Annotated in this window: 22 protein-coding genes and 1 pseudogene; 11 read left to right on the top strand and 12 right to left on the bottom strand. The window is 60.8% G+C overall.

Annotation, left to right across the window (positions count from 1 at the left end; genetic code table 11):
* Positions 1-5: 5 nt before the first annotated feature.
* The gene (locus tag F8N62_RS25050) at positions 6-1,391 is read left to right on the top strand and encodes a VOC family protein (RefSeq protein WP_150713187.1); all 1,386 of its coding nucleotides are present in this window, start codon (positions 6-8) and stop codon (positions 1,389-1,391) included.
* 73 nt (positions 1,392-1,464) lie between these two features.
* Here the strand turns inward: F8N62_RS25050 and F8N62_RS25045 are convergent, their stop codons facing one another.
* Complete coding sequence (locus F8N62_RS25045) at positions 1,465-2,142, bottom strand: type 1 glutamine amidotransferase domain-containing protein (protein WP_150713186.1); 678 nt, start codon at positions 2,140-2,142, stop codon at positions 1,465-1,467.
* Between the two features lie 23 nt (positions 2,143-2,165).
* On the opposite strand from F8N62_RS25045, the gene F8N62_RS25040 reads away from it, so the two are divergent.
* The 3 genes and pseudogenes from F8N62_RS25040 to F8N62_RS31580 form a co-directional block, all read left to right on the top strand.
* Complete coding sequence (locus F8N62_RS25040; protein ID WP_150713185.1) at positions 2,166-2,348, top strand: hypothetical protein; 183 nt, start codon at positions 2,166-2,168, stop codon at positions 2,346-2,348.
* 240 nt (positions 2,349-2,588) lie between these two features.
* Positions 2,589-3,107, top strand: a complete 519-nt coding sequence (locus tag F8N62_RS25035; RefSeq protein ID WP_150713184.1) for an Hcp family type VI secretion system effector — start codon at positions 2,589-2,591, stop codon at positions 3,105-3,107.
* A 131-nt stretch (positions 3,108-3,238) separates the two neighbouring features.
* A pseudogene (locus tag F8N62_RS31580) lies at positions 3,239-3,445 on the top strand (type VI secretion system tip protein VgrG); the annotation flags it as partial.
* Between the two features lie 17 nt (positions 3,446-3,462).
* Here the strand turns inward: F8N62_RS31580 and F8N62_RS25025 are convergent.
* From F8N62_RS25025 to F8N62_RS25005, 6 genes are all read right to left on the bottom strand, one after another.
* Positions 3,463-4,272 carry an APH(3') family aminoglycoside O-phosphotransferase gene (locus tag F8N62_RS25025; RefSeq protein ID WP_224791410.1) on the bottom strand — a complete coding sequence of 270 codons (810 nt, stop codon included), beginning with the start codon at positions 4,270-4,272 and terminating at the stop codon, positions 3,463-3,465.
* A gap of 424 nt (positions 4,273-4,696) precedes the next feature.
* Entirely contained in the window at positions 4,697-4,870 is a 174-nt protein-coding gene (locus F8N62_RS31575) for a hypothetical protein (RefSeq protein ID WP_191632437.1), read from the bottom strand.
* 10 nt (positions 4,871-4,880) lie between these two features.
* Positions 4,881-5,123, bottom strand: a complete 243-nt coding sequence (locus F8N62_RS25020) for a hypothetical protein (protein ID WP_150713183.1) — start codon at positions 5,121-5,123, stop codon at positions 4,881-4,883.
* A gap of 118 nt (positions 5,124-5,241) precedes the next feature.
* Positions 5,242-6,306, bottom strand: a complete 1,065-nt coding sequence (locus tag F8N62_RS25015; RefSeq protein WP_150713182.1) for a lipocalin-like domain-containing protein — start codon at positions 6,304-6,306, stop codon at positions 5,242-5,244.
* Complete coding sequence (locus tag F8N62_RS25010; protein WP_150713297.1) at positions 6,296-8,767, bottom strand: ABC transporter permease; 2,472 nt, start codon at positions 8,765-8,767, stop codon at positions 6,296-6,298. Before F8N62_RS25010 ends, F8N62_RS25015 begins: the two co-directional genes overlap by 11 nt.
* 1 nt (position 8,768) lies before the next feature.
* Positions 8,769-9,437, bottom strand: a complete 669-nt coding sequence (locus tag F8N62_RS25005) for an ABC transporter ATP-binding protein (RefSeq protein WP_150713181.1) — start codon at positions 9,435-9,437, stop codon at positions 8,769-8,771.
* 208 nt (positions 9,438-9,645) lie between these two features.
* Here F8N62_RS25005 and F8N62_RS25000 point away from each other — a divergent pair, with 208 nt between their 5' ends.
* Together F8N62_RS25000 and F8N62_RS24995 are read left to right on the top strand one after the other, a co-directional pair.
* A complete protein-coding gene (locus F8N62_RS25000) occupies positions 9,646-9,945 on the top strand; it encodes a type II toxin-antitoxin system RelE/ParE family toxin (protein ID WP_150713180.1) in 300 nt (99 codons plus the stop codon).
* Positions 9,942-10,250 (top strand): addiction module antidote protein, encoded by a 309-nt coding sequence (locus F8N62_RS24995; protein WP_150713179.1) that lies wholly within the window; start codon positions 9,942-9,944, stop codon positions 10,248-10,250. Before F8N62_RS25000 ends, F8N62_RS24995 begins: the two co-directional genes overlap by 4 nt.
* Before the next feature lie 13 nt (positions 10,251-10,263).
* Here the strand turns inward: F8N62_RS24995 and F8N62_RS24990 are convergent, their stop codons facing one another.
* Positions 10,264-11,076, bottom strand: coding sequence for a class I SAM-dependent methyltransferase (locus tag F8N62_RS24990; protein ID WP_150713178.1), 813 nt, complete (start codon positions 11,074-11,076; stop codon positions 10,264-10,266).
* Positions 11,077-11,248: 172 nt separating this feature from the next.
* Between F8N62_RS24990 and F8N62_RS24985 the strand changes: the two genes are divergently transcribed.
* The gene (locus F8N62_RS24985) at positions 11,249-11,644 is read left to right on the top strand and encodes a hypothetical protein (protein WP_150713177.1); all 396 of its coding nucleotides are present in this window, start codon (positions 11,249-11,251) and stop codon (positions 11,642-11,644) included.
* On the opposite strand, the gene F8N62_RS24980 is transcribed toward F8N62_RS24985, so the two are convergent.
* The 3 genes from F8N62_RS24980 to F8N62_RS24970 all read right to left on the bottom strand — a co-directional run bounded on the left by F8N62_RS24980 (position 11,635) and on the right by F8N62_RS24970 (position 16,336).
* Entirely contained in the window at positions 11,635-13,065 is a 1,431-nt protein-coding gene (locus F8N62_RS24980; protein ID WP_150713176.1) for a sigma-54-dependent transcriptional regulator, read from the bottom strand. The two genes, F8N62_RS24985 and F8N62_RS24980, sit on opposite strands and share 10 nt — an antisense overlap.
* Positions 13,034-14,530 (bottom strand): sensor histidine kinase, encoded by a 1,497-nt coding sequence (locus F8N62_RS24975; protein ID WP_150713175.1) that lies wholly within the window; start codon positions 14,528-14,530, stop codon positions 13,034-13,036. The genes F8N62_RS24980 and F8N62_RS24975 overlap by 32 nt, the downstream gene beginning before the upstream one ends.
* Before the next feature lie 354 nt (positions 14,531-14,884).
* Positions 14,885-16,336, bottom strand: a complete 1,452-nt coding sequence (locus tag F8N62_RS24970; RefSeq protein ID WP_150713174.1) for a sensor histidine kinase — start codon at positions 16,334-16,336, stop codon at positions 14,885-14,887.
* Positions 16,337-16,618: 282 nt separating this feature from the next.
* Here F8N62_RS24970 and F8N62_RS24965 point away from each other — a divergent pair, with 282 nt between their 5' ends.
* From F8N62_RS24965 to F8N62_RS24950, 4 genes are read left to right on the top strand one after another with little or no spacing between them, the layout of a single operon-like run.
* Positions 16,619-17,965: a hypothetical protein gene (locus F8N62_RS24965; RefSeq protein ID WP_150713173.1), complete on the top strand. Its 1,347-nt coding sequence runs from the start codon at positions 16,619-16,621 to the stop codon at positions 17,963-17,965.
* 35 nt (positions 17,966-18,000) lie between these two features.
* Positions 18,001-20,247, top strand: coding sequence for an Ig-like domain-containing protein (locus tag F8N62_RS24960; protein WP_150713172.1), 2,247 nt, complete (start codon positions 18,001-18,003; stop codon positions 20,245-20,247).
* 58 nt (positions 20,248-20,305) lie between these two features.
* Positions 20,306-20,767, top strand: coding sequence for a curlin (locus tag F8N62_RS24955; protein WP_150713171.1), 462 nt, complete (start codon positions 20,306-20,308; stop codon positions 20,765-20,767).
* A gap of 27 nt (positions 20,768-20,794) precedes the next feature.
* Positions 20,795-22,240: a curlin gene (locus F8N62_RS24950; protein WP_150713170.1), complete on the top strand. Its 1,446-nt coding sequence runs from the start codon at positions 20,795-20,797 to the stop codon at positions 22,238-22,240.
* Between the two features lie 693 nt (positions 22,241-22,933).
* Here F8N62_RS24950 and F8N62_RS24945 read toward each other — a convergent pair.
* Complete coding sequence (locus tag F8N62_RS24945) at positions 22,934-23,254, bottom strand: DUF6124 family protein (protein ID WP_150713169.1); 321 nt, start codon at positions 23,252-23,254, stop codon at positions 22,934-22,936.
* Positions 23,255-24,632 lie beyond the last annotated feature (1,378 nt).

Below are 24,632 nucleotides of genomic sequence, written 5' to 3'. Positions count from 1 at the left end.
TCTTCATGAGCCAACCGAGCTATGTCAGCCCTGACCTGATCCGCCAACGCTTCTCCAAAGCGATGTCCGACATGTACCGCGAGGAAGTGCCGCTTTACGGCGCGCTGATGGAACTAGTGGAACAGACCAACCGCCATGTGCTGGAGAGCGATCCTCAGGTCGCCCGGCAGTTGCACAGCACGGGCGAAATCCAGCGGCTGGACATGGAGCGCCACGGCGCCATCCGCGTCGGCACCGCCGGCGAACTGGCCACCCTCGCGCGACTGTTTTCGGTGATGGGCATGCAGCCGGTGGGCTATTACGACCTGACCCCGGCCGGCGTGCCGGTGCACTCGACGGCCTTTCGCGCGGTGCATGAGGCCGCGTTGCAGGTCAGCCCGTTTCGTGTGTTTACCTCGCTGCTACGCCTCGAACTGATTGAAAACCTGGAGCTGCGTGCCTTTGCCCAGTCGGTACTGGACAGGCGTTCGATCTTCACGCAGCGCGCATTGGAACTCATTGAGCACGCCGAAACCGAAGGCGGCCTCACCGAAACGCAAGCACAAGACTTCGTCGAGCAGGCGCTGGAAACCTTCCGCTGGCACCACAGCGCCACGGTCACCGCCGAACAGTACCGCCAACTCAGCGCCCAGCATCGCCTGATCGCCGACGTTGTAGCGTTCAAGGGCCCGCACATCAACCACTTGACGCCGCGCACGCTGGACATCGACATCGTCCAGGCGCAAATGCCCGCCCATGGCATCACCCCCAAAGCCGTGATCGAGGGCCCGCCCCGCCGGCAATGCCCGATCCTGCTGCGCCAGACCAGTTTCAAGGCGCTGGACGAGCCCGTCGCGTTCACCGATCAAGTCGACAGCCGCGGCAGCCACAGCGCCCGCTTTGGTGAAATCGAGCAACGTGGCGCTGCGCTCACTCCCAAAGGGCGGGCGCTGTATGACCGTTTGCTGAATGCCGCGCGGGATGAGCTCAAGGACTTCCCGAATGAAGGCAACGCCGCACGCTACAACGAGCTGATGGCGCAGCACTTCAGCGAATTCCCTGACACGGTTGAAGGCATGCGCCAACAGGAACTGGCGTACTTTCGCTATTTTGTGACGGAAAAAGGCCAGGGGTCGGCCGCGCTTAAATCGCTGCCGCTGGAGGATTTGCTCAGCGGTGGTTTTCTGCGGGTTGAACCGCTGGTGTACGAAGATTTCCTGCCGGTCAGCGCGGCGGGGATTTTTCAGTCGAACCTGGGGGATGCCGCGCAAACCCGGTACGCCGAGCACTCGAACCGGCAGGCGTTTGAGAAAGCGCTGGGGCGCTCGACGATTGATGAGTTGGGCTTGTATGCCGAGACGCAGCGGCGGTCGATTGAAGAATGTTTTACTGCGCTTGGAGATCACCGCTAAAAAGATCGCAGCCTGCGGCAGCTCCTACGGGGGAATGCCTGTTGGAGCTGCCGCGGGCTGCGATCTTTTAGGGTTATTTCAACTTCGCCAACAACGCCTCGGCCGCGGCTTCGGACGACGCCGGATTCTGCCCGGTGAGCAACAGACCATCAGTCTGCACATAACTCGCCCAGTCATCCCCCTTGGAATAAATCCCCCCCTTCTCCTTGAGCATGTCCTCCACCAGAAACGGCACGACATCGGTCAATTGCACGGCCTCTTCCTCAGAGTTGGTGAAGCCCGTCACCCGTTTGCCCTTGACCAGAGGCTGACCATCCGCCCCTTTGACGTGACGCAATACACCCGGCGCATGGCAAACCAATGCAACGGGTTTGCCCGCCTCGTTGAAAGCCTCGATCAGGGCAATCGACACCTTGTCTTCGGCCAGATCCCACAGCGGACCATGGCCGCCCGGATAGAAAACGGCGTCGTAATCCTCGGCCCTCACGCTGCTCAGCAACGCGGTCGACGCCAGTGCGGATTGGGCGGCGGAGTCCTTGCGAAAGCGATCGGTGGCCGCGGTCTGCGCGTCAGGCTCATCGCTTTTCGGATCCAGCGGCGGCTGGCCACCCTTGGGTGAAACCAGCGTCAACTGCGCGCCAGCGTCCTTGAAAGCGAAATACGGTGCGGCGAATTCTTCCAGCCAGAAGCCGGTTTTCTTACCCGTGTCACCCAACTGATCGTGGGACGTCAGAACCATCAGGATTTTCATGTCGCGCTCCTTGAATGCGGGGAATGTTCAGTCATCTCGGCGCTGAGTTCGACCACCGGACTGCGCAGTTCGTTGCACTTCTCACCCTAGCCGTTCCGCGAGCGATTCTGCGCGAACAAGACGACCGGCAGCCGGTGATGGCCAACCGCCTTGATGCGCAAGAAGTTGCGCAATCGCTGCGGTCGGTGATGCTGCTCCGGCGCTGATCGCTCGGCCTGTGAGGGGTTCCAGCCAAGTGAGCAAGAAGTTGCGCAGTGCTGCGCAAGTTCTTGCGCACTTGTCGTAGTGATCGTTGCGCGAAACCCTCCGCGCAAAACCAAAACCACTTCAACACCCTGATTTGAATAGCTTTCAGTGCTTTTGGCACGGACCTTGATAACGGTCAGCTCCCCACCGAGCGATACCGCCTCCCGGGCACCCTTATTTATTCAGCAAGGAGAGCATCCATGGCAACACCAGCATACATGTCCGTCACTGGCGAAAAACAAGGTCTGATCACTGCCGGCGCATTCACTGCCGACTCGGTTGGCAACACCTACCAGGAAGGTCATGAAGACCAGGTCATGATTCAGGCGTTCAGCCACGACGTGATCATCCCGCGCGACCCGCAATCCGGCCAACCAACCGGCCAGCGCACACACCAGCCCGTCGTGATCACCAAGGTCTACGACAAGGCTTCGCCATTGCTGCAAGCGGCGTTGACTACCGGCGAGCGCATGAGCGAAATCGTTATCCAGTGGTTCCGCACCTCGGCTCAAGGTACCCAGGAGCACTACTACACCACCAAACTGGAAGACGCGATCATCGTCGCCATCAACAACAAAATGCACAACTGCCAGGACCCGTCGAACTCGCACTTCACGCACCTGGAAGAGGTGCAATTCAGCTACCGCAAAATCACCTGGACCCACGAAGTATCCGGTACTTCGGGTTCCGATGACTGGCGTTCCCCGGTCGCTGGCTAAGTCTGGCCGACCGTTTCAAGCATCGGCCAGCTCTGCTGGTCGATGTTGTTTACGCCGCTCCAGAATGTTCGCGCCTGCAAGCGCCCTGCCCGGGTGCTGGCGAGCGCCGCAGCACTGCACGAGGAAAAAGGATGTTCGCGCCGGCCTATCAGATTCACTTTGCCCTGACCATCGAAGGCCTTTCCAGTGACTTTCAGGTCCTGTCCCTGCAAGGTCGGGAAGCCATCAGCCAGCCGTTTGTGTTTGAGGTGGAACTGGTCAGCTAAAAGCGCTCCCTGGACCTCGAAAGCCTGCTGCACAAACCGGCTTTCCTGCAGCTTTCCAGCAGTCCAACCGGCCGGATCAAAAGAGACTGTTAGAACAGCTCATCCAACTGTTCAAAAAACCCCCGTTTGACAGGTTGGTCAGCCTCACCCAGCTCTTCAAGAAACTTGTTCGCAACATTCTGCGAGACATTTTCCCGCAGGTTACGATGGACAAACGCGATATCCAGCCAGCGATCAGCGATGCCACCACGACCCAGGTCGATGAAGTGCAGTTGGTCATGTGCATCAACAAAAACATTGGTGTCACAGAGATCGCCATGGCTGAACCCCGATTCCTCGCTTGGTAGCGTGGCGTGCAGGCGGACCAGCAGTTCCTCGGGCGTGTTCAGGCTCGGCCACTGTTGAAAGTCGTAGTCTTTCTCACACAGATCACGCGCGAACAGATATTCCAACTCTTTCAGGCGCAACGAAGCACTTGCATCGAACGGGCAATCAGCGATGGGTACTGCCTGTAACTGACGGAGCGCCTCGCGAAACAGCGCTAACACCGCGCCCTGATCGTGGCTGCGTGCTTGTAATGGTTCCCCTGGAACACAGCGCGTGATCATGAACTCGCCTTCGGCGCTCTCGGCAACGACTGCAACTTCTGGCACGCACAGATGAGCATCTACCCATTCCAACACGCGAGCTTCACGCAAGACGCTGTAGGTAGTGGCTGCATAAACTGCGGCGCAAGCTTTGAGAAAGAAGCGGTCATTCCCACGGGTAAACCCGTAAACGTGACAGGGAGACTCACCGACTTCGTCGGCTACAAGGGCGGCTTCGCCAATAAATCGAGCAATTACCCGGGGCACTTCGAATGGCATCTGCAATGTCATGTGCTCGATACGGTGATTCAAGGCGCTACGCAATCATAGAAGGTGTTCGCCCAGTGTAGAGGCCTCGGCAATCCTTGCACTGGTAAAGAGCCCCGTCACTGGGCGAACGGGCGATATATTAGTTGAAGTTTTTGCCTATGTCCGCGCCTATAACATGAAATTTAGCGAACAATGATTGAACGTCGGCTTAAATATGACTTACATACACCTGTGAAACTCACCGGTTCGACCATAAAGATCGATTATTCTTGTACACCAAGTTGTACAAAGAACAATAACGCTGGAGTTGATACATGACTTTAAAGCCGGGCAGACACTTTCAAAGTATCGATATAAGTCAGCACAATGCTCTTTCCTACACTCAGGTCTTTCAGATTTTTTGAATGGGCAGCAATCGGCGCTGAAGCAAAGTTCAGCGCCGTTTGTGTTTCTGCGCTAGATGCTGTCAGGGAGTCTTCGCAGTTTCCTGCGCGGTGGATTCGCCGCTGTCGGTGCCTTTGCCGCTGTCCTTGCGACGGGTTGGATCGGTAGGGCGCAACGCGTCATTGTCGCGCTCGACTTCGCCAGGCGGGCGCGGTTCGTCGGGGTGTTCCGAGGGATCAGGCGATTGGGGTTTCATGGTGGTTTCCTCAGGCCTCGGGGTCGTCGACTTCTTTGGCGACGTTCACGGCGGGCGAGTCTTTGTGGGATTGATCGGCTTTGGATTTAAGGGCCTGCCATTGATCGAGGTCGATGGCGCCCTGCCCCAGCAAGTCGTCGGCGACTCGTAGCAACGCCGCGTAATGCGCGTCGGGGGATTGCTGCCAATAGGTCTTGTCTTCAAATAGGCGCTGCCACGCGGCAAGGTCGGGTGGTTTGAGGTCGTCGCTCATGGCGGGCTCCTGTTGGGCGTTCGTACGGTAGAGAGCCGGGTGGCGGCTGGAGTTCCTGTCGATTGAAGATACAAATCAAAAGATCGCAGGCTTCGCCAGCTCCTACAAACCCGTGAATCTAATACCCGGTCATCTCCAGATAACCCTGCCCGCCGTGACTGCCGCTCAGGCGCACCGGCCCTTCCCAGTAAGGGATGCGCAAATCCATCCAGGCATTGGGATTAAGTGCAGTGATGCTGACATCGAGTTGCTTGCCGGGGATTTTGATCGCCCAGCGTACGGGCATCGAACGCCCGGCGACCTTGGCGGTGTCTTGCGGCGTGAGGCTGATGTCGCTGGCATGCAACACCTGCGTCTGGCCCTGAGCATCGATCCAGGTTCCGGTGAGATACGGCTCGCCATCCTTGTGCCGCATTCGGTAAAGCATCACCTGTTCACCGCTGTCCAGGTGCAGGGAGAACCAGTCCCAGCCCGTCTGGTTGGCGGTCAACGGTTGGCTGCTCCATTCGCGATCAAGCCATGCCGGACCGCTGACTTGATAGGACTTGCCGTCGATTTCCAACGTCCCGCTGGCCTGAAAAAACGGCTGGCTGTAGTAGTACGACGCCTGGCCCTGTTCGGATTTCTGGCTGAAACCCTTGTCGCCCTGAAGCACCGGCGGACGCGTGGACGTCAGGCGCAGTTGATAGCTGAAATCCTTGTCACGCGCGCTGAGTTGCAGATCGGCCAGCGCATCGGCCCCTTGACCGCCGAATCGCCAATCGTCGATCCACGCGTTGAACGGCTGCACACTCACGCCGGCCTGGCCGATACCGCCGCGGGCATAGCGTTCGGCCGCGTGATGCACCTTTGCCGACGTCACTGCCGCATGCCCCAGCCAGATTGTCTGGTTGGCCCACCCCGCCACCTCGGGCGCCGCTTTCAGTGCGCTGCGAAACAACGTCCATTGCACGCCGAACTCGCGGCCCTGAGCGTCCTTGAGATTGGCGGTGACGTACCACCACTCGATCCGAAAGCCATCGTGAACACCGTGATCCGCCGGAAAACTGAACGCCCGCCCCGGCACCACCGATGTAAAGGTGACGGCGTCACCGCCGAGACCGGCGAATCCTTTTTCGACTGGCGCCGGGTTGTCGCAACCACTCAACAGCAGAACACCCAGCAGAGCGAGCTTAATCCTCATGCGCAAAGGTCCTCAGCAGGTCCGCCGGTTGCGTGCGATACAGCGAGTACAGCGGCCACGCCGATGCCAGCAAGGTCGCAAGCAACGCCAGCCCCATCAACTGCAACAGCTGCAATGGAAAGAGCCGCAACGGCAGGCGCCAACCGAATGCCTGAACGTTGATCACCGTGTCCAGGCACCACGCCAGCGCGATGCCCAACGGCAGCGCCAGCACCAGCGTCAGCACCGCCAATAACCAGGTTTGCCCGAGGTTGAGCAGCATCAATTGCCGACGCGTCACGCCCAGCGCCCACAGCGGCGCGAGTTGGCCGAGGCGGCTCTGGCTCTGGGTCAGCAGGCTGATGAACAGCGCCACACCGGCAACGCCCAGGGTCAGGCTGTTCAGTGCGGCGGTGGCGGCGAAGGTGCGCTCAAACACTTGGGTGGACCAGCCTTTGAGCCGGGCCTGATCGACGATGCGGCTGTCATCCAGTTCGAAACGGGTTTGCAGCGTTTTCAGGAACGCCGGAATCAAGGCCGGCTCGATGCGCAGGTTGAAACGGTTGGGCGTCAGCTGCGGCCAACCGCGCAGCAGATGATCGACATTGATCAGGATATGGCCTTTGGGATTGCCGTAATCGGCGTAGATTCCGACGATTTGCGCCGACCACTGTCCGCCGGGAGTCGGGATCATCAGGTCGTCGCCGAGACGCACCTTCAGTCGCCGCGCCAGTTGTTCGCTGAGCATCAGTGCATCAGCCTTGGCCAGTTGGCCCCACGGGTCGTTGCCCAAGGACTCCAGCAATGGCCAGTGCTGGCGATAGGTCGGGTGATCGATCACGCCAAAAACGTCTGCCGGCCAGCCTTGCAACTGAATCGACACCTGCCAGTTGGGCAGCACTGCCGTGAGTGACGGCTGCTGTGTGAGCCAGGTCTGCAACCCCCGGGCCTGGCCCGGATTCTGCGGGTTCACGTACAGCTCGGCGGTCAGGCGTTGTTCGAGCCAGTCACTGAAAGTCTGGCGGAAACCGGCGGTCATGCTGCCGGCGCCGATGTTCGCCGCGAGGGCCAACAGTAGCGCCATCAGCGCCAGACTCAGCGCCGGCAATTGCTGGCGGCAGTCAGCGAGAAACCATTGGCCGAGTACTGAACGGCTGCGATGCAACGCCAGGTTGAGCACGGTATTGAGCACCACCGGCAGCGCCAGCGCGGCGCCGATCAGCAGCGCTGCCATCAACACGAATCCACTGCCGAGGCTGTCGCCGAAGATCAGCGCCAGCAGTGCGACCACCCCCATCATCGCCGCGACCCACGCCTGACGCCGCAACCAGCGCGCGTGAGCCTGATGCCAGGCCTGCGGGTCAGCCAATGCCAGCAACGGCAATCGCGCCGCACGCAGCAGGCTGTTGGCGCCTGCCAGCAACGCACCGAGCACGCTCAGCCCGAGTCCGCTGAGCCACCACCCGGGACTGAGGCTCAACTGCCCCGCCACTTCGGCGCCGTACAAGCCGCGCAGACTGGCGGCGACGTCCGGCAGCAGCACGCTCGCCAACAGGTAGCCGCTGGCAACCCCGAAGAAGCCGCCGATCAGCGCCAGCCCACCCAGTTCAACGGCCAGACCAGCAATCAACATCCGGGCGCTGACGCCACAGGCGCGCAGGGTTCGCAGCAGCCCTCGACGTTGTTCCAGAGCCAGCCCGATGGCAGCGTGAACGATGAACAGACCCACCACGAAAGACAGAAAACCCAAGGCATCAAGGTTCAGGTGAAAGCTTTCGGTCAGGCGCGCGAGATTGTTCTCTTCGCCGCTGGTTTTGAATTGGAGCTGGCCTTTGAATTGATCAGGCAAGGGCGCGGTGAAATCCTTGGGCAGCAGCAGCCGCGAGAGTTGATCCGGCAGCTTCAGAATCTGCTGGGCGAAGCCGATGTCCACCAGCAACACGCCGGGGGCCATGTCGGTTTGCACGTGCAGTGGCGGCAACACCTCGCCGGTCACCGTGGAAGGTTGCCCGCCTTCGGGTAAATCCAGGGCCTGCAAGGTCTGCGGTGCGATCCAGGTAGCGCCCGGCGAAGTGAAAAACCCGACCACTTGCTCGATGTCCATCGCCCGCCCGGCCACCGCTGAACCTGTCGGCAGGGAAACCGGGTCGATGCCCATCAGTTGCAAGCGCTGATCTTCATGGCCCTCGAGCGTCACGCGCCCCTGCAACACCGGCGACACCGGCCACCCTGCACGGCGCAGCTCGACAAACCACGCTTGAGGAAACGTCCCGCCCCCGGGCGCACTGAGGCTGGCCTGAGGTTCGCCGCCGATCAGCTGACTGGCCCGGGCATAACTTTCCCGGGCCTGACTGTTCAGCGCCTGCACGCCGGTCAGCAGGCTGGTGGCCAGCCAAAGCCCGGTCAATACGCTGAAAAATTGCACCGGATGCTGCCACCAATGGCTGAACAGCGCGCGCAATGTCTCGCGAAAAACCCGCACCTCAGCGCTCGTCCGCGCCAGCCAGGCGACCACGGTGCAGCACCACTTTTTCTGCCAGTCGTGCGGCCACTCTCGGGCTGTGCGTGACCATCAGCAAAGTCGTCGGGCTGTCGTCGAGCAGTTCCAGCAACAACTTCAGCACTTCATCGCTGGTGGTTTCATCGAGGCTGCCGGTGGGCTCGTCGGCCAGCAGCAATGTGGGTCGCGACGCCAACGCCCTACCCAGCGCGACCCGCTGCTGTTGGCCACCCGACAACTGCTCCGGGTAACGTCGCAGCAAATCACCCAACCCCAGACGCTGGACCAGATGCGCCTGCCAGCGCAAATCATGGCGCCCGGCCAGACGCGCCTGAAACGCCAGATTGTCCTCTACGCGCAAACTGCCGATCAGGTTGAATTGCTGGAACACCAGACCGATTTCAGTCCGTCGCCAGTTCGCCAGTTGCCCCTCACTCATCCGCTCAAGTTGGTAGTCGCCACTGCGGATACTGCCGCTGTCCACCTTGTCCAGCCCGGCGATCAGGTGCAGCAAGGTGCTCTTGCCGCTGCCCGACTCGCCCATCAGCGCCAGACTGCTGCCGGGTTTCAGCGCCAGGTCGACACCCTGCAACACCGGCAGCGTACCCTGCGGTGTGGCGTAGCTTTTGAAGACGCCTTGGACCTGCAGCATGGGGGAACCTGATTGAGGGGCGTGGGGCAAGGATAGCGGCCCTGCATGGTTTTTGTTCGTTGGGGATGGTTGAACCGCCACGTCGATGCACTGCAAGTCGCGGTAATCAACGGCGACGTCCAACGTCCCACACACTTGCGGGAAAAAACACACAAAGCCAAGGAACTGCCTGACTGCTCATTCGTATTCAAATGAATACATTCGAGCGATGAATTATCTCATTCAACAAACCACGATTTTCGTGACATGGCATGCCTCGATCCGTGACTTGCGGGCGAAGATCGCAATCGCCCGTCGCATTGACCGCGCTTCTGCGGGTAATCTTGGGGATGTAAAGCCGGTGGGCGATGGTGTTTCTGAAATGCGCGTGGACGTCGGGGCCGGCTATCGGGTCTACTTCACTATGCGCAACAACGTCGTCATCGTACTGCTGGTCGGTGGTGACAAATCTTCGCAACCCGCTGACATCAAGCGGGCGAAAAAAATGGCAAAGGAGGTTTTACCATGAGCCAGACTTTGACTACATTCGATATGGCCGCACTGCTGGACAGTGACGAAGCCATCAGTGAGTACCTTTCCCAAGTGTTGGCAGACGGCGACAACGAGGAATTTCTTCGCGCTATCGGATATGTCGTAAAAGCGCGAGGTATGACGCAAATTGCCAAGGATTCGGGTATGGGGCGCGAAAGCCTGTACAAGGCCTTCGCTCCCGGTGCAAAACCACGATTCGACACTGTTCTAAAGGTCATCCATGCCCTTGGCATTGATCTCTGCGCGCAACCTGGTCACCCGGTAAATCACTCGGGACTCTGAAAGACCCTTCTGATCAGGTTGCCTGCTTCACCGCCACCCACGTAAAACACAACGGCAACTGCGCCTCGCGTTGCAGATAGCGGTCATACAGTTCCTCGCGATTGGAGTGCGGGTACTCCTTGAAGTGGCTGATCTGCAAGCCGGCCTCAATGGCGCCGGTGAAGATTGCGCTCAAGGTGTGAACGAACCAGTAGGACGTCGCGGCCTTCTGTTCGACTTTGCCTTCGTAGACAATCGGCTGGTCCTGCACGAACGGTTCGCTGCGAAAATACGAAGTGGTCAGGGCATAAGGATCGGCCGCTTCGGGGTCGACCATTTCCAGAAACGGGTGGGTTTCATACACCACCAGCGCGCCGCCAGGCTTGAGGGTCTGGGCGACGTGGCGAAAGAATTCGCCGATGTCCGGCATCCAGTTCAGGACGCCGATGGTGATCAGCGCTACATCGAAACGGCTGTGCAGCTCAACCGGCAATTGGTGGATGTCAGACTCGATGAATTCAGCCGCGTGCGGCGAGCGGGCCGCCAGTTCGCGCGCCTGTTCCAGAAACGCCCCGGACTGGTCGACACCGACCACACTGCGGGCACCCAGCGCAAACAGCGAAAGACTTTCGCGGCCATTGTTGCAGCCCAGTTGCACCACGTCCTTGCCATCCACGCCAACCTGCTCCAGGACACCGCGCAAGGTGTCGTCGAGGCAGGAAAAATCCGCTTGGGTGACGGCCTTCAATAGTAACGGCCATTCAGGGTTGTCTTTGTGGTGGCGGGCAGAATCATTCCAGGCATCGCGGTTGCTGGCGATGGCTGTTTGTTGTGTCGGCATTTCCATTGCGCGCTCCAGAGCTCGGGTCTTGATTGACCGGGCCGAGTCTAGATCAGCGACTTATTAAAACCCATTCGTGGTTTGTAGGAATCTTGTAAGCCCGGCAACGCTCACGTCCGGCAGCTATAGTTAATGGCCTTGGGGAAATGCGTGAAAAACCGATTTCGCAGGTGCTGCCATGACACACACCGATCTGACGCTGTTGTTCATCCTCGGCCTGACTGCCGCCCCCGGCGTGCAGGCCAATGACACGCTGACACCCACGTCCGACTACAGCAGTGATTTCAACTATTACGGCGCCGACCAGCCCTTCGCTCACCCCGTTCCACCGACCCTGAGCACGGTGCCGCCGGGTTCGTACATTCCGACAGCGCCCATGGATTTCATCCCGATCGCCAGCGAGCACGTCTTCTCTGATTCACGCCTGCCAACGGTTGCCGATGCCACCGTGCGTGTGTTCATCCGGTCCTACGACCCGGAACGCGGCGTCTACGTCAACGAAGAAGTCGTCGACCCGACCTGCCTGCTGGCCTGCCTCAGTGGGCAGGGCCAGGCGACGCCGGTTTACCACTGACGTTTGTCCGGGCGTGCGAGGCCGAGTTTTTCGATGCGGTAACGCAGCATGTCGCGGCTCAGGCCCAGCAGCCGTGCGGATTTGGTGACGTTCCAGTCGGTCTTGTCGAGCATCTTGCGCACCATGTCGCGCTCTACTTCCGGCAGGTTCATCGACTCGTTGCCGTTGTACAGCGCACGCGGCTCGGCGTGGTATTGCGCCTCGGGCATCACCAGCGGTTCATCCACCAGGCTCAGGCACACGTTCAACTGGTGCGCGGCGACGGTGTCGGCCTGTGCCAGCAGCACGGTTTGTTCGAGCATGTTGCGCAGTTCGCGCACGTTGCCCGGCCAGCTGTAACTGAGCAGCAACTCTTCAGCCTGGTCGCTGAAATGCAGGTTCGGCTTGCCATAGCGTTTGCCATGGATCGCCAGGAAATGCCGGGCCAGCAACAGGATGTCGGCGCCCCGGGCGTACAGGCGCGGCACCTTGATCGAGATGATGCGCAAACGGAAAAACAGGTCGCGGCGGAACTTGCCCTGCTGGACCATTTGCTCGAGGTTGCAGTTGGTGGCGCTGATCACCCGCAAATCGACCTTGCGCTCCTTCACCGAGCCGACCCGGCGAATGGTCCGGTCTTCCAGCAACTTCAACAGTTTGGCTTGCAGCAGCAGGTCCATTTCCCCGACTTCATCGAGAAACAGCGTGCCGCCATCGGCCGCTTCCACCAGACCGACGCGGCGGTCCTTGGCGTCGGTGAACGCGCCCTTCTCGTGGCCGAAGAGTTCCGACTCGACGAGGTTGGAGGGAATCGACGCGCAGTTGAATTCAATGAACGGCCCCTTGGCACGCGGGCCGTCAAAGTGCAGCGCCCGGGCGACCAGTTCCTTGCCGGTGCCGGTCTCGCCTTCCACCAGCACCGGCGGCAGGTCGGTGTTGGCCATGCGGCGCTCGGCGTCGAGCAACTGCGCGATGGTGCCTTTGAGATAAAGCATTGGCGCCGATGAACCGATCAGCGCCTGCACGCCGGATTTCTGCGCCTCGCGTTCCTGATAGAACGACAGCGTGCGCTCCATCCGGTCAGTGGCCAGGGCCTTGTCGAGTAGCAGCTTGAGCTCCGGCAAGGCCACCGGTTTGGTCACGTAGTGAAACGCGCCTTCCTTCATCGCCACCACGGCGTCTTCGACATTGCCGTAGCCGGTCATCATGATCACTTTCAGGTCCGGCGCGCTGATGCGCAACTTCTGGATCAGATCGTGACCGCTCATGCCCGGCAACGAGTTGTCGGTCAACACCACATCCGGAGCGAACGTGCTCAATTGCTCCAACGCATCTTCGGCCGAGTGGCAGACCGTCACCTCGAAGTCTTTGCGCTCCAGGTAGGTCTGAATGTTCTCGGCGAGGAGTTCGTCATCCTCGACCAACAGAATGCTGTGCTCCATAGTCCTCTCCCGTTGCCACTTTAAAGTTGAGACTGACGCGGGTTCCTTCCTGCTCTTGACTCGTCAGTTCGACCGAGCCCTCGAAGCGTTCCATTATTCGTTTGACCAGGGCCAGGCCGACGCCCAACCCGCCTTGTTTGGTGGTGAAAAACGGCTTGAAGACCATTTGCTGCTGCTGTTTGCTCATGCCCTTGCCGGTATCGCTGAGGGTCATGCACAGGTGGCCGGCCTGCGACGATTCAATCTCGATGCTCAGTACGCCGCCCTTGGGCATGGCTTCCAGCGCGTTGGCAAACAGGCTATTGAGAATTTGCGTCAGCAGCACCTGCTGGCTGACGATCGGCGGGCAGGCCTTGGGCGTGAAACGCACTTCGACGCCGCTGCGTTTGATCAGCGCGTCGAAGGCACTCAGGGTGTCGTCGATGGCGAGCACCAGGTCGACTGTTTCACTGTCGTTACTCACCGGCCGCAACGACACCAGCAACTCGCGAACCCAGCGCGACATGCGGTCGACCTGATTGATGATGTCGCCAATGTTTTTCTGCGCATTCTGGCTGGCGATTTCCTGGGCCAGCTCGGCGCTGGAGCGAATGTTCGCCAGCGGATTGCGCAAGCTGTGGGCCACCGCCGAGGACATTTCCCCCAGGGCGACGAAGGTCTCGTTGGCGACCAGCTGTTTCTGCTGACTCTCGAGCAGCTTGGCCGCACGTCGCACAATCCAGAACAGCCCGAGGTAGATGGCAGCGCCGCCGAGCGCGGTCGCCAGCCAGATCGCCCTGAAGCCGCGCTGGATGCGCTCCACCAGGTCCGCCGGTTCCTTGTAGACCTCGACCATGGCAATCACTTTGCTTTTGTCGGCGTTGAACATCGGAATGTAGTTCTCGATGAACAGGTATTGGGGCTCGCGCAGAAGTCTCTGCTCGGGACGTTCTTCATTGATCTCGTGGTAGCTGGTGGACACCGCTTCTTTCATCTCGAAGGATTCGTCCAGCTCCTCATCACCTTCAATACGCACGCCGATCAACTCAGGATTGGTCGACCAGACCACCGTGCGATCCAGAGCGTATACCGTGGCCAGCAACAGGTCGGGCAAATGCTCCACATGATCGAGAAACTCGATGCGCGAGGAGGCACGGGCCCCCGGATCGACATCGGGATAAGCATTGTCCTGACGCGGATCGAGCATCTCGCCCATGGTCCGGTTCGCAGAAATAGAGGCGTGGCGAATCTCAGCGGCACCGATGGCCTGGACGAATTGCGCGGTTAACATGGAATCACGTTCGATGTTCTCCTCGACCACAAACCGCGTGGAAATATAACCGAGCCCCAGCGCCACGGCGGCGATGATCACGAAGCTGCCAAAGGAAAACCAGCGCAGCAAATTGAACTGCCCACGCCAGCCCATGCAATCGCCCGCCGAGGTGCTCGGCGGCGCAGCTACTTTGTGTTGTTCGAGTATCTGCATGGGCGGGATCCTGCGTACGGGCATGGAGCCTTTTCACTGGCGTTTGCGAACAGTGTAGGTGGCATTGTCCGAGCCCGACGGCTCGGTGATTCTATTTCGCCGCTATCGCAACCTGGTCACCTGAAACGGATGCGCAGGTGCTCAACGCGGCCCATGTGTGCGCTGATTATTTGAAGGAAGTCGAAGGCCCGGTCAGTGTTGATGGGGACTTTGCAAAGAGCTCGCCAGATTTTCACCCTTGTCGAAAACTGGAGTTATTTTCATAGAAAACAGCTAGTTATCGACGCTTGCAGGTCGTGCCCAGCTAAGAACTGGGGAATAACACCCGCTACCGGGGACAGTTCATCCCCGGGTTCAGGGAACCCGCTTGAACGACAGGCGCACGCACGTGCCCTTGCCTTCCCGGCTGTCGAGGCTCACCGTGCCGCCGCAACGCTCCATGATTCGTTTGACCAGCACCAGCCCGACACCCAACCCGCCTTGCTTGGTAGTGAAAAACGGCCGGAACGCCATGCTGCGTTGTTCCTCGTTCATGCCTTTGCCAGTGTCGCTGATCACCACACTGACGCCCCGGGCATCGGTGGGTTCCAGGGTAATGGTCAGCGTGCCGCCCTTGTCCATGGCCTCCAGTGCATTGGCCAGCAAGCTGTTGAGGATCTGCGACAGCTGCATGTACTGACTCAGGACCATGGGCGTTTCCTGCGGCTCGAACACGACGTTAACCCCGGTCTTGGCGATCTGCTGCTCGAAGGCCATCAGGCTGTCGTGCAACGCCGCGACAAGGTTCACCGGTTCCGGTTCGTCATGCAGTGGTCGCAAGGATTGCAGCAATTCCCTGACCCACTTCGACATGCGATCGACCTGGCCAATGATGTCGTTGATGTTCTTGTGCGCGGGGCCGGTGTCGAATTCCAGCGCCAGTTCGGCACTGGAGCGAATGGTCGCCAGCGGGTTGCGCAAACTGTGCGCCACCGCCGAGGACATCTCACCGAGGGCGACAAAGGTTTCGTTGGTGATCAGTTGTTTCTGCTGCGCCGCCAGCAGAATCGCCGCCCGCCGCACAATCCAGTAGAGGCCCAGGTAAATCAGCCCGCCACCCAGCGCGGTGGCAAGCCAGATCAACACCAGGCCGCGCTCCATGCGGTCGATCAGGTCCTTGGGTTCCTTGTAGATTTCGACCATCGCTGTCACGTGCTTGCCGTCGGCAGCGAACAGCGGAATGTAGTTTTCGATGAAGATGTATTCCGGCGGCGTGATGAATTTCTGTTCCATCCGTGCGTGGTCCACGTCGTGATAACTGGCCGACACCGGCGTCTTCGAGGAAAACGCCTCGTCCAGGTCCTCGTCGGCATGGATCGTCGTGCCCATCAAGGCCGGGTTGGTGGACCAGATCACCATGCGGTCGGGGGCGTAGATGTTGGCCAGGATCACGTCCGGCAAGTGTTCGATATGGTCGAGGAATTCGCCCCGGGCATTGGCGCGGGCCATCGGGTCGACGTCGGGAAAATCCCGGTCCTTGCGCGGGTCCAGCAGCTCGCCCATGGTCCGCACATTCGGGATCGACACATGGCGCACCTCGGCCGAGGCTATCGCCTGAATGAACTGCGACGTGAGCAATGCATCGCGCTGTACGCTCTCGGTAATCACGAACCGCGTGGACACCGACCCCAGGGCCACCGCCACGGTGCCGATCACCGCCATGCTGACCAGCGAAAACCAGCGCAGCAAGTTGAACGGCTGCCGGCGCGCGCTCGGGCGCACGTTCTCGCCGTCGTCGGTACGAAGTGCTTGCGTGGGCATATTCATGGACAGACTTCCCCGGCGATTCCCCCCATTGGTTATAGCCCACTCATAGCCGTTTGCCCGACCTTGGGTCCCCACATACCCCAATCGCCCCGCTCACCCCATCTGCCCCCAATGCTGGGGATTGTGGCCCGTATGGGCGAGCGCCGTTCAGCGCCTGCTTGAGTCTGAAAAGCCCTGAATCCGGGCCTCTTCGGGCAGTTTTCGACGATTGGTACGGAAGTTGCCGAAGCCTCATCAACTGACCCATCCCCGAGGGGCAGGTCTCTGATAGAGGGAATACTCATGCACCCTTTACTGTCCAAAACCACGATCGCCCTGGTCGTGAGCGCTCTGGCCCAAGGCGTCGCCCACGCGGCGCTCTATGCTGTTGATCCCGGACCCTACCTGCCCGCCACCGGCGCTTTTGCTGCCTGGTATCAGGACTCCCACGGTCGAACCCTCGACTTGTGCCTGTCCAAGGCGGTCAGTTCACGGGTGCCCAGTGCGCCCGGTGCGCCCTCCTACATGTGCGTTTTGAATCCGACGCCCGGCGTATTCGACGACACCCAACCCATCGTTTTCCCGAGCAACTTTCCCGATGAATCATTCTGGTTCACCGGCGACGGCGCCATCGTCGACGCCGCTCGGGGCATCGACCTGACGTATGTCAGCGCCATCGAAGCCGCCTTCGCCGCTGAAGATCCGGTGGAAGGCGACCAGGTCAGTTTTGGCCGCATCCGGATTCGGGTCGACGTGCCCACGGCTGGCGTCTACACCGTCACCCACCCCTACGGCGTCGACATATTCGACGTTCCTGCCGGTGGAGACCGCGCGATCAACATGACCCGGGACATCGGCATCGGCTCGCCGAAAACCTACGACGGCGCCCTCAAAAGCGACATCGGTCCCTTTCTGCGCAGCGTCAACGGCCCTTACACCGAGACCAACCCGGTCACCGGTTCAGCCGAGCAGTTCGTGGGTGATCCGAACCTGCAAGAGGCTTTCACCGGCAGCCCTTTCAATACCAACTACATCCGCATTGAAGGGCCTAACGGACTGGATTTGCGCACGACGGTAATGGGCATTTCCGGCAAATTGTCGACCGTGGTGCGGCCAACTCCGATGATTGCCGAGCGCAGCACTTACTCGCGCAAGGCGGGTAGCAGCGCTCCGGTGGCCCAGCAGGATGTCTTCGTCATGGCCCCGCCACCACCGGCCACCGTGACCCTGGACAGCAACACCCCGGTGCTGAACCTGACCGAAGCCGACACCACCGGCCACTGGTACGCCCAGTCATCCACTAACCCGACGTTGCCGAGCAGCCTGGTGGTGACCGCCGACAACCACCTGGCCATCCCCAGCAGCACACCGACTTCCTTGTCCATGCCGCTCACCGACCTGGTGGTGATCTCACGCGCCGAATACAGCCTGAACAGCGGACAAATCACGGTCGTGGCTTCGACCAGCGATGAAACATCGCCACCGGTACTCACCGTCACCTCCGGCACGGGTGTCGCCATCGGCGCCCTCAGTGGCAACGGCGCAGAGAAAACCCTGTCGACCGGCATCTCGCCGATTCCACCGGCCAAGGTTCGGGTGACGTCATCCAATGGCGGCACCGATACCGAAGAAGTGGTCATCGTGCAATGAACGCTCTCATGCCCAGATCCGTATCAGGAGGCATCATGAACAAGTGGCCACGCTTCGCGCTCAACGCGCTCGGGCTGACTCTCTCGCTGTCCGGCAGTGCGTTCGCGCAACTCGCTGCCGTCGATACCGGCCCCTACACCTTTGCCACGGGGAAATTTCCCATGTGGTACCAGGACAGCAATTTGCTCTCACTGGAACTGTGCCAGTCGCGGGCCACCAGCTCGCGTTCACCTGGCGCTCCCGGCGCGCCCGCCTACATGTGCATCCTGAATGCAGAGCCTGGTGTCTACGACGATACCCAGCCGATGGTGTTCCCGGATAACTGGCCGCCGGAGACGTTCTGGTTCCTCGCCGAGACCACCATCGCCGATGTCGGGGGCTATGGCGTAGACGCCTACGTGGCCGGGATCGAAGCGGCGTTCGCTTCGGAAAACCCGGTCGACGGCGACCAGGCCAGCTTCGCGCGGATTCGTCTGCGGATAAACATTCCGATCGCCGGGACCTACACCATTACTCACCCGTATGGCGTGGAAACGGTCAACGTCACCACGCCGGGCCGCCGGGCGATCAACATCACCCGCGACATTGGCATCGGCGCACCCGGCAACTTCGCGGGCGCGCTCAACGGCGAGGTCGGGCCCTTCCTGCGCAGCGTCAATGGTCCGTACACCGAAGTGAACCCGGACACCGGCGCCATCGAGACGTTCGTGGGCGATCCGAACCTGACTGAAGCGGTCACCGGCAGCCCGTTCAACAACAACTTCCTGCGTGTTCAGGGCCCGGCCGGGACCATCCAGACCACACTTTTTACCGTGTCCGGCAAAGTCCTCGACAGCCGCGCACAAACACCGGTGGAGATCGGCCGCGCCACCTACCGCCGCACCTCGTCAGGTCCGGGCACCAGCAGCACCCGGGTTGAGGTCTTTGGCAAATCCACCAACGGTTCGAGCGTGTGCTTCCGCGAAAGCGTGGCGCTGGTTTCCGGACCACCGTTGACGCCTTGCCTGATCAACATGCTCGGCGACAATGCCGGCCAGTTCTTCGGCCATCGCCTGACCGGTGCCACGGTGCCTCCGGTGGTGGTGGTGACCGCGACCGACCCGAGTGGCACTCACCGGCCAACGGCAGTGTCGAGCAAAATCACCGACGTGGTGAAAGTCCAGACCGCGCGTTACAACTGGAGCAACAAAACCCTGCTGATCGAGGCCACCTCTTCAGACGAAGTGGCGGTGCCGGACATGGTCGCCCAGGGTTTCGGACGCCTGTCGAAAACCGGCACCCTGCAACGCCTGACCGTTGCCGATCTGGCGCAACCACCGGCCAGCGTCACCATCAAATCCGCCGCTGGCGGCAACGACACTGAGCCCGTGGTGGTCGTCGGTACTGCGCCGGATTCCGGTGAAAACCAGGCTCCGTTGGCGGTCGCCGACAGTGGCAGCACCAGCTTTGGTATCCCGATCACCCTCAACCTGTTGACCAACGACAGCGACCCGGACGGCAACACGCCACTGAGCATCACCGCGCTGATCCCACCGGCTGCCGGCCAAGGCACCGTGGCTCTGAGCGGCACCACGGCGGTGGTCTACACACCGCCCGCCGTGGTCGATGCACCACTGACCGCGACCTTCACTTACAAGGCTCAAGACGTCAAAGGCCTGGCCTCGACCGCTGCGGCGACCGTGACCATTACCGTGGCGCCTAACCAGCCTCCAGTGGCGGTTGCGGACAGCATCGCGACGCTGGGCGTGGCGGTGCCGATCAACGTGTTGGCCAACGACACCGATCCGGAAGGCAACGTGCCGCTCGCGGTCGCCAGCTTCGGTCAACCGGCGCAAGGTCGCGGCGGCGTCACCAGCAACGGCACAGTGCTGACCTACACCCCACCGGCTGTCGTCACTACGGCCTTCACCACGACCTTCAACTACGTCGCCCGGGACAGCTTCGGCGCCCTCTCGGCGCCGGCCACGGTCACGGTGCAAGTCTCGCCACGGCCTGCTGCGGAAACCTTCGCAGTCACAGCGGCCACGGTGACGGCCCGTTCCAATAACCGCTTCAACTGGGACTTTACCGGTACTTCATCGGTGACCACCGGCAACACCATCACCGTTCAGGTAACCACCCCGACCGGCCTGGTAACGCTGGGCAGCACCACGGTGCCGCTGACCGGACGCTGGCGGCTGACGGTGAGCAACAGCACCACGGTGATTCCGTCGGCGAACCCGACGGCCACCATCACCTCGTCCCAAGGCACCGTGCGCTCGGTGTCGGTGGTCTCCAACTGAGCCCTCGCCCCATCGACCGCAGGTTGATGGGGCGGGCCTCTACCCAAAGGACAACGCCATGAAAACCTCGACCGCCGCCCTGCTCTGCCTGCTTCTGCTTTGCAGCGGTGCGGGCGCGCGCGCCGATGACTTGATGGAAAACGACGACCTCGCGCCCGGCGCCGACCTCGGCGAGCTACCACCGCCGGTGGGCGTGCAAGCGCTGATCAATCAGAACGGCCAGGCCAACGTCGCACTGGTGCAACAGAACGGTCAGTCGTTGCTCGGCACCATCGTTCAGTCGGGGAGCAATCAGGAAGCGTTCATCCTGCAACAGGGCAGCGACCTGATGGCATTGATCACTCAACAAGGTTCCGGCAACGCCGCTGCCATCAGGCAGGCCGGCAGCCAGAACCGCGCGCAGATTTCCCAGAACGGCAACAACAACGACGCCAGCATCGACCAGGCCGGCGCGGGGCTTTCCAGCGCCGTGAACCAGTCGGGAAACGGCATGAGCGTTTCGGTCAAACAATACCGCTAAAGCACTGCACCACTTGGAGGTTTCATCATGTTCAAACTGACGCCCCTCACCGCCGCCATCCTGGTCATTGTCAGTGCCCAGGCGATGGCCGACGACAGCCTTTCCACCCAGGACCAGACCGGTACCGCGAACATCGCCGATGTGAAACAGACCGCGGCGCCGTTCAGTTCCGCCTTCCAGTCGCAACTCGGCCAAGGCAACGACGCCGCCGCGTTGCAGGACACCGCGACCGGCACCATCGAGCAGTTTCAGATCGGTGATTTCAACGCCGGTTACGCCGAGCAGCTGTTTGAAAATAACGGCACCATCACTCAGCAACAGATCGGCAGCGGCAACGTCAGTCATGCCAGCCAGTCGATTGGCCTGGGCAGCAACGAAGCACTGCAACAACAGCAAGGCAGCACCAACTTCTCGTTCATCTATCAGGAAGAACAGGAAGCCAACACGGCGCACACGTCCCAACTCGGTGAGGCCAACGAGGCCAACATCGAACAACTGGCGCTGGGCATCGGCAACAACGCGACGGTCATTCAGTTCGGCACCGCCAACTACGGCACCGCCGAACAGGTCGGGCACATGGCCGGCCAGATCAACGTCAACCAGACGGGCGAAGGCAACTACGCCTACGCCGACCAGAGCTTCGGCATCGGCGGCACCGCGACCATCAACCAGCTCGGCGAATTCAACGGCACCGAAATCTGGCAAGACTCGCAAACTGCCAGCCAGGCGACGGTTGACCAGATCGGCTCGACCAACGAAACCGTGGTCGACCAGAGCTTCGGCGACAACAACGTCGCTCAGGTGCTGCAGGTGGGCGACCTCAACGCGATCTATGCCGATCAGTTCGACTCCTTCGGCTCGACGTTGGCGCTGTACCAGGAGGGCACGAACAACGTGCACTTCACTTACCAGACCGGCACCAGCCAAGTGCTCACCGCCAACTCGGTGGGCAGCGAAAACAAGGTCTACGCCAGCAACTGGAAAGGTCCGCAGAAAGGTGGTCAGTTCGGCAGCAACCAGCGCGCAACCATCAACCAGACCGGCACTGCCAACGTGGCCAACTTCACCCAGGACGGCGTCGGCCACATCATGACCACCAACCAGACGGGCACCGCCAACACCACGAAAGTCAGCCAGGCCGACAGCTACAACGAGTTGTACTTCGACCAGAACGGCAGCGACAACATCCTCATCTCCGACCAGCGCGGCACCACCAACCTGGCGTCGGGTTCCAGCAACGGCACGGGCAACAGCACCTCGTTCGATCAGGAAGGCACGGGCAACCTGGCGAACACCAGCCAGTCGGGTAGCGATAACCAAATCACTGTGAAACAGGCTGACATGATGAACGTGGCGTTCGTGACCCAGGGCGGTACCGGCAACATTGCCAATGTTGACCAGAGTGGCGTGACCCAGACGGCGACGGTTCAGCAAATGGGTACGGCGAACCAGGCGACTGTGTTGCAGCAGTAATGGCGAGACGAAAAAAAACCGCGATCATGGGTCGCGGTTTTTTTAGCTGCCCAGCGCAGTTCCCCTGTGGGAGCGAGCCTGCTCGCGAAGACTGTGGGTCAGGCGACGAGTTTTTTGAAGGTGTACATATCCATTTCTGCGGTAACGGCGACTATTGGTTTCGCCCTTACGGCGAGTCACTTTGAAAAGCGCAAAGTAACCCAACGCTCTTGCCCCACCACTCGGCACCTCGCCTGGGCTCGGTGTGCCCTCACTCCGGCATTGCTCCGCGGGTCGCCGCGAAGGGCCATCCTTGGCCCAGCGCGGCTAAACCGGCATCCTTGCCGGTTTCCCCGCTGCGCAATACCTGCGTTCGGCCAGCGTGGTTTGACGGGGCGCCTAAGATCAAAATCAAAACCTCGGCGGCCTTCGGGCCGACCTGACGGTTAGTCCGACCAGGCTATCGGCGTAGAACCCCAATGCTACGCCCCAAAAACTTCCCACTGTGAGCGAGCCTGCTCCGGGCGGCGTTCCCACCATGGTCGATAACGCGGTCCAACTGAATTCACCTGTGGCGAGGGAGCTTGCTCCCGCTCGGCTGCGCAGCAGACGCAAATCCGGCACATGCGGTGTGGCAGAACGATTGCATTTACCAGGTTAGGGGCTGCTGCGCAGCCCAGCGGGAGCAAGCTCCCTCGCCACAGGGGTCAGCGTCTATTGTTGCGGTTCGATGTTATCCAGCGCTCGGTTCACCGCCAGGTCGGCCAGCATGATGAGTTGCTGGATGCCCAACAACATCTTGCGCTGCGGGCCGCTCACAAATACTGCGAAATCGCAGGCCATGACGCTGGCTGAAGCCAGGGATTCGCAGGCGCTTGCCAACAGGGTTTCGGTGTCGATGCCCGGGGTGATTGAATACATTGTGGTGGGGGTGTGGGGGGATGAGGTTTTTAGATCGGCGGGATCGAAACCCAGGTCGAAGGCTGGATCGGTTTCGGGGGTTGATTCTGGGGGGTTGGGGGTTGCTTTTGGCATGGTGAAGCTCCTTGATCGATGGAGTCGCCACACATTGCTGCTAAACAAGAGGTGGCGACTGTACGCGGGTTAGCAGACCAGGGATCAAGGAACCCGGCGCACCGAAGTGCCCCACGCACAGCCACCATAAACGCAGACCTGCCCGCGCAACATTCGCGCGGAAGGGTCAGGGGGCGACACTGCGTGCCTTGAATTGTCCGAGCTGCTAAACCCGATCGCTGAATTGGCAGCGATGCGCAGACATTAGAGACCAGAGCCAAGGCACACAAGCCGGCGGATTCTGGCGTAGTTGTAGGCAAAGGCGCAAGGCGATGTAGTTGTGGATTTGTCCTACAGACGAAGGCTCTTTCCAACCGGTCGCAGCCCCTGCAAGTGGACTCATTCCCCGCACATACACAGAACCCTGTGGGAGCGGGCTTGCCCGCGAAGGCGGCCTGACAGCCAACTTTTATCTTGTTGGCTGAGTACATATCCATTCCTGCGGTAACGGCGGCTATTGGTTTCGCCCTTACGGCGACTCACTTTGAAAAGCCTGCGCGGCCCGGCCCAAAGTAAGCAAAGGCTCTTGCCCCACCACTCGGCACCTCGCCTAGGCTCGGTGTGCCCTCACTCCGGCATTGCTCCGCGGGTCGCCGCGAAAGGCCATCCCTGGCCCAGCGCGGCTAAACCGGCATCCTTGCCGGTTTCCCCGCTACGCAATGCCTGCGTTCGGCCAGCGTGGTTTTACGGGGCGCCCAGGATCAAGATCAACATCAACACCGCGGCGGCCTTCGGGCCGACCGAGGCATCAAGCGGGCGCGCTTCGCTGGTTTGATCGTGTACAACCTCTGGGCCGAGCAATTTCCCTGTGGGAGCGAGCTTGCTCGCGATAGCGGCGTGTCAGTCGACGTGGATGCTGGATGATAAATTGCCATCGCGAGCAAGCTCGCTCCCACAGGGAATTGTTGTGGGGCATGGCATTGGTGTTCAGCGCCGATGGCCTGATCGAGCTCACCGTCAGGTCGGCTCTCAGGCCGCCTCGTTTTTGATTTTGATCTAGGCGCCCCATAAAACCACGCTGGCCGAACGCAGGTATTGCGCAGCGGGAAAACCGGCAAGGATGCCGGTTTAGCCGCGCTGGGCCAAGGATGGCCCTTCGCGGCGACCCGCGGAGCAATGCCGGAGTGAGGGCACACCGAGCCAGAGCGAGGTGCCGAGTGGTGGGGCAAGAGCGTTGGGTTACTTTGCGCTTTTCAAAGTGACTCGCCGTAAGGGCGAAACCATTAGCGGCCGTGGCCGCAGGAATGGATATGTACACCCTCAAAAAACTCGTCGCCTGACACGTCGCCATCGCGAGCAGGCTCGCTCCCACAGGGGATTCGCATCAGGCCAGAGGTTG

Source organism: Pseudomonas fluorescens, assembly GCF_902497785.1.
GTDB classification, from domain to species: Bacteria; Pseudomonadota; Gammaproteobacteria; order Pseudomonadales; family Pseudomonadaceae; genus Aquipseudomonas; species Aquipseudomonas fluorescens_BO.
The sequence above is the reverse complement of the archived record's forward strand: the minus strand, read 5'-3'. Positions and strand labels throughout refer to the sequence as shown.

What these genes read in the sequence shown, in the direction of transcription:
- F8N62_RS24950 (WP_150713170.1), top strand. Translation starts at nt 20,795, where the DNA reads ATGTTCAAACTGACGCCCCTCACCGCCGCCATCCTGGTCATTGTCAGT.
- F8N62_RS24995 (WP_150713179.1), top strand. Translation starts at nt 9,942, where the DNA reads ATGAGCCAGACTTTGACTACATTCGATATGGCCGCACTGCTGGACAGT.
- F8N62_RS25040 (WP_150713185.1), top strand. Translation starts at nt 2,166, where the DNA reads ATGTTCAGTCATCTCGGCGCTGAGTTCGACCACCGGACTGCGCAGTTC.
- F8N62_RS25005 (WP_150713181.1), bottom strand. Translation starts at nt 9,437, where the DNA reads ATGCTGCAGGTCCAAGGCGTCTTCAAAAGCTACGCCACACCGCAGGGT.
- F8N62_RS24955 (WP_150713171.1), top strand. Translation starts at nt 20,306, where the DNA reads ATGAAAACCTCGACCGCCGCCCTGCTCTGCCTGCTTCTGCTTTGCAGC.
- F8N62_RS24975 (WP_150713175.1), bottom strand. Translation starts at nt 14,530, where the DNA reads ATGCAGATACTCGAACAACACAAAGTAGCTGCGCCGCCGAGCACCTCG.
- F8N62_RS25000 (WP_150713180.1), top strand. Translation starts at nt 9,646, where the DNA reads ATGAATTATCTCATTCAACAAACCACGATTTTCGTGACATGGCATGCC.
- F8N62_RS25015 (WP_150713182.1), bottom strand. Translation starts at nt 6,306, where the DNA reads ATGAGGATTAAGCTCGCTCTGCTGGGTGTTCTGCTGTTGAGTGGTTGC.
- F8N62_RS25035 (WP_150713184.1), top strand. Translation starts at nt 2,589, where the DNA reads ATGGCAACACCAGCATACATGTCCGTCACTGGCGAAAAACAAGGTCTG.
- F8N62_RS24965 (WP_150713173.1), top strand. Translation starts at nt 16,619, where the DNA reads ATGCACCCTTTACTGTCCAAAACCACGATCGCCCTGGTCGTGAGCGCT.
- F8N62_RS25050 (WP_150713187.1), top strand. Translation starts at nt 6, where the DNA reads ATGAGCCAACCGAGCTATGTCAGCCCTGACCTGATCCGCCAACGCTTC.
- F8N62_RS31575 (WP_191632437.1), bottom strand. Translation starts at nt 4,870, where the DNA reads ATGAAACCCCAATCGCCTGATCCCTCGGAACACCCCGACGAACCGCGC.
- F8N62_RS24985 (WP_150713177.1), top strand. Translation starts at nt 11,249, where the DNA reads ATGACACACACCGATCTGACGCTGTTGTTCATCCTCGGCCTGACTGCC.
- F8N62_RS24990 (WP_150713178.1), bottom strand. Translation starts at nt 11,076, where the DNA reads ATGGAAATGCCGACACAACAAACAGCCATCGCCAGCAACCGCGATGCC.
- F8N62_RS24945 (WP_150713169.1), bottom strand. Translation starts at nt 23,254, where the DNA reads ATGCCAAAAGCAACCCCCAACCCCCCAGAATCAACCCCCGAAACCGAT.
- F8N62_RS24980 (WP_150713176.1), bottom strand. Translation starts at nt 13,065, where the DNA reads ATGGAGCACAGCATTCTGTTGGTCGAGGATGACGAACTCCTCGCCGAG.
- F8N62_RS24970 (WP_150713174.1), bottom strand. Translation starts at nt 16,336, where the DNA reads ATGAATATGCCCACGCAAGCACTTCGTACCGACGACGGCGAGAACGTG.
- F8N62_RS25045 (WP_150713186.1), bottom strand. Translation starts at nt 2,142, where the DNA reads ATGAAAATCCTGATGGTTCTGACGTCCCACGATCAGTTGGGTGACACG.
- F8N62_RS25020 (WP_150713183.1), bottom strand. Translation starts at nt 5,123, where the DNA reads ATGAGCGACGACCTCAAACCACCCGACCTTGCCGCGTGGCAGCGCCTA.
- F8N62_RS24960 (WP_150713172.1), top strand. Translation starts at nt 18,001, where the DNA reads ATGAACAAGTGGCCACGCTTCGCGCTCAACGCGCTCGGGCTGACTCTC.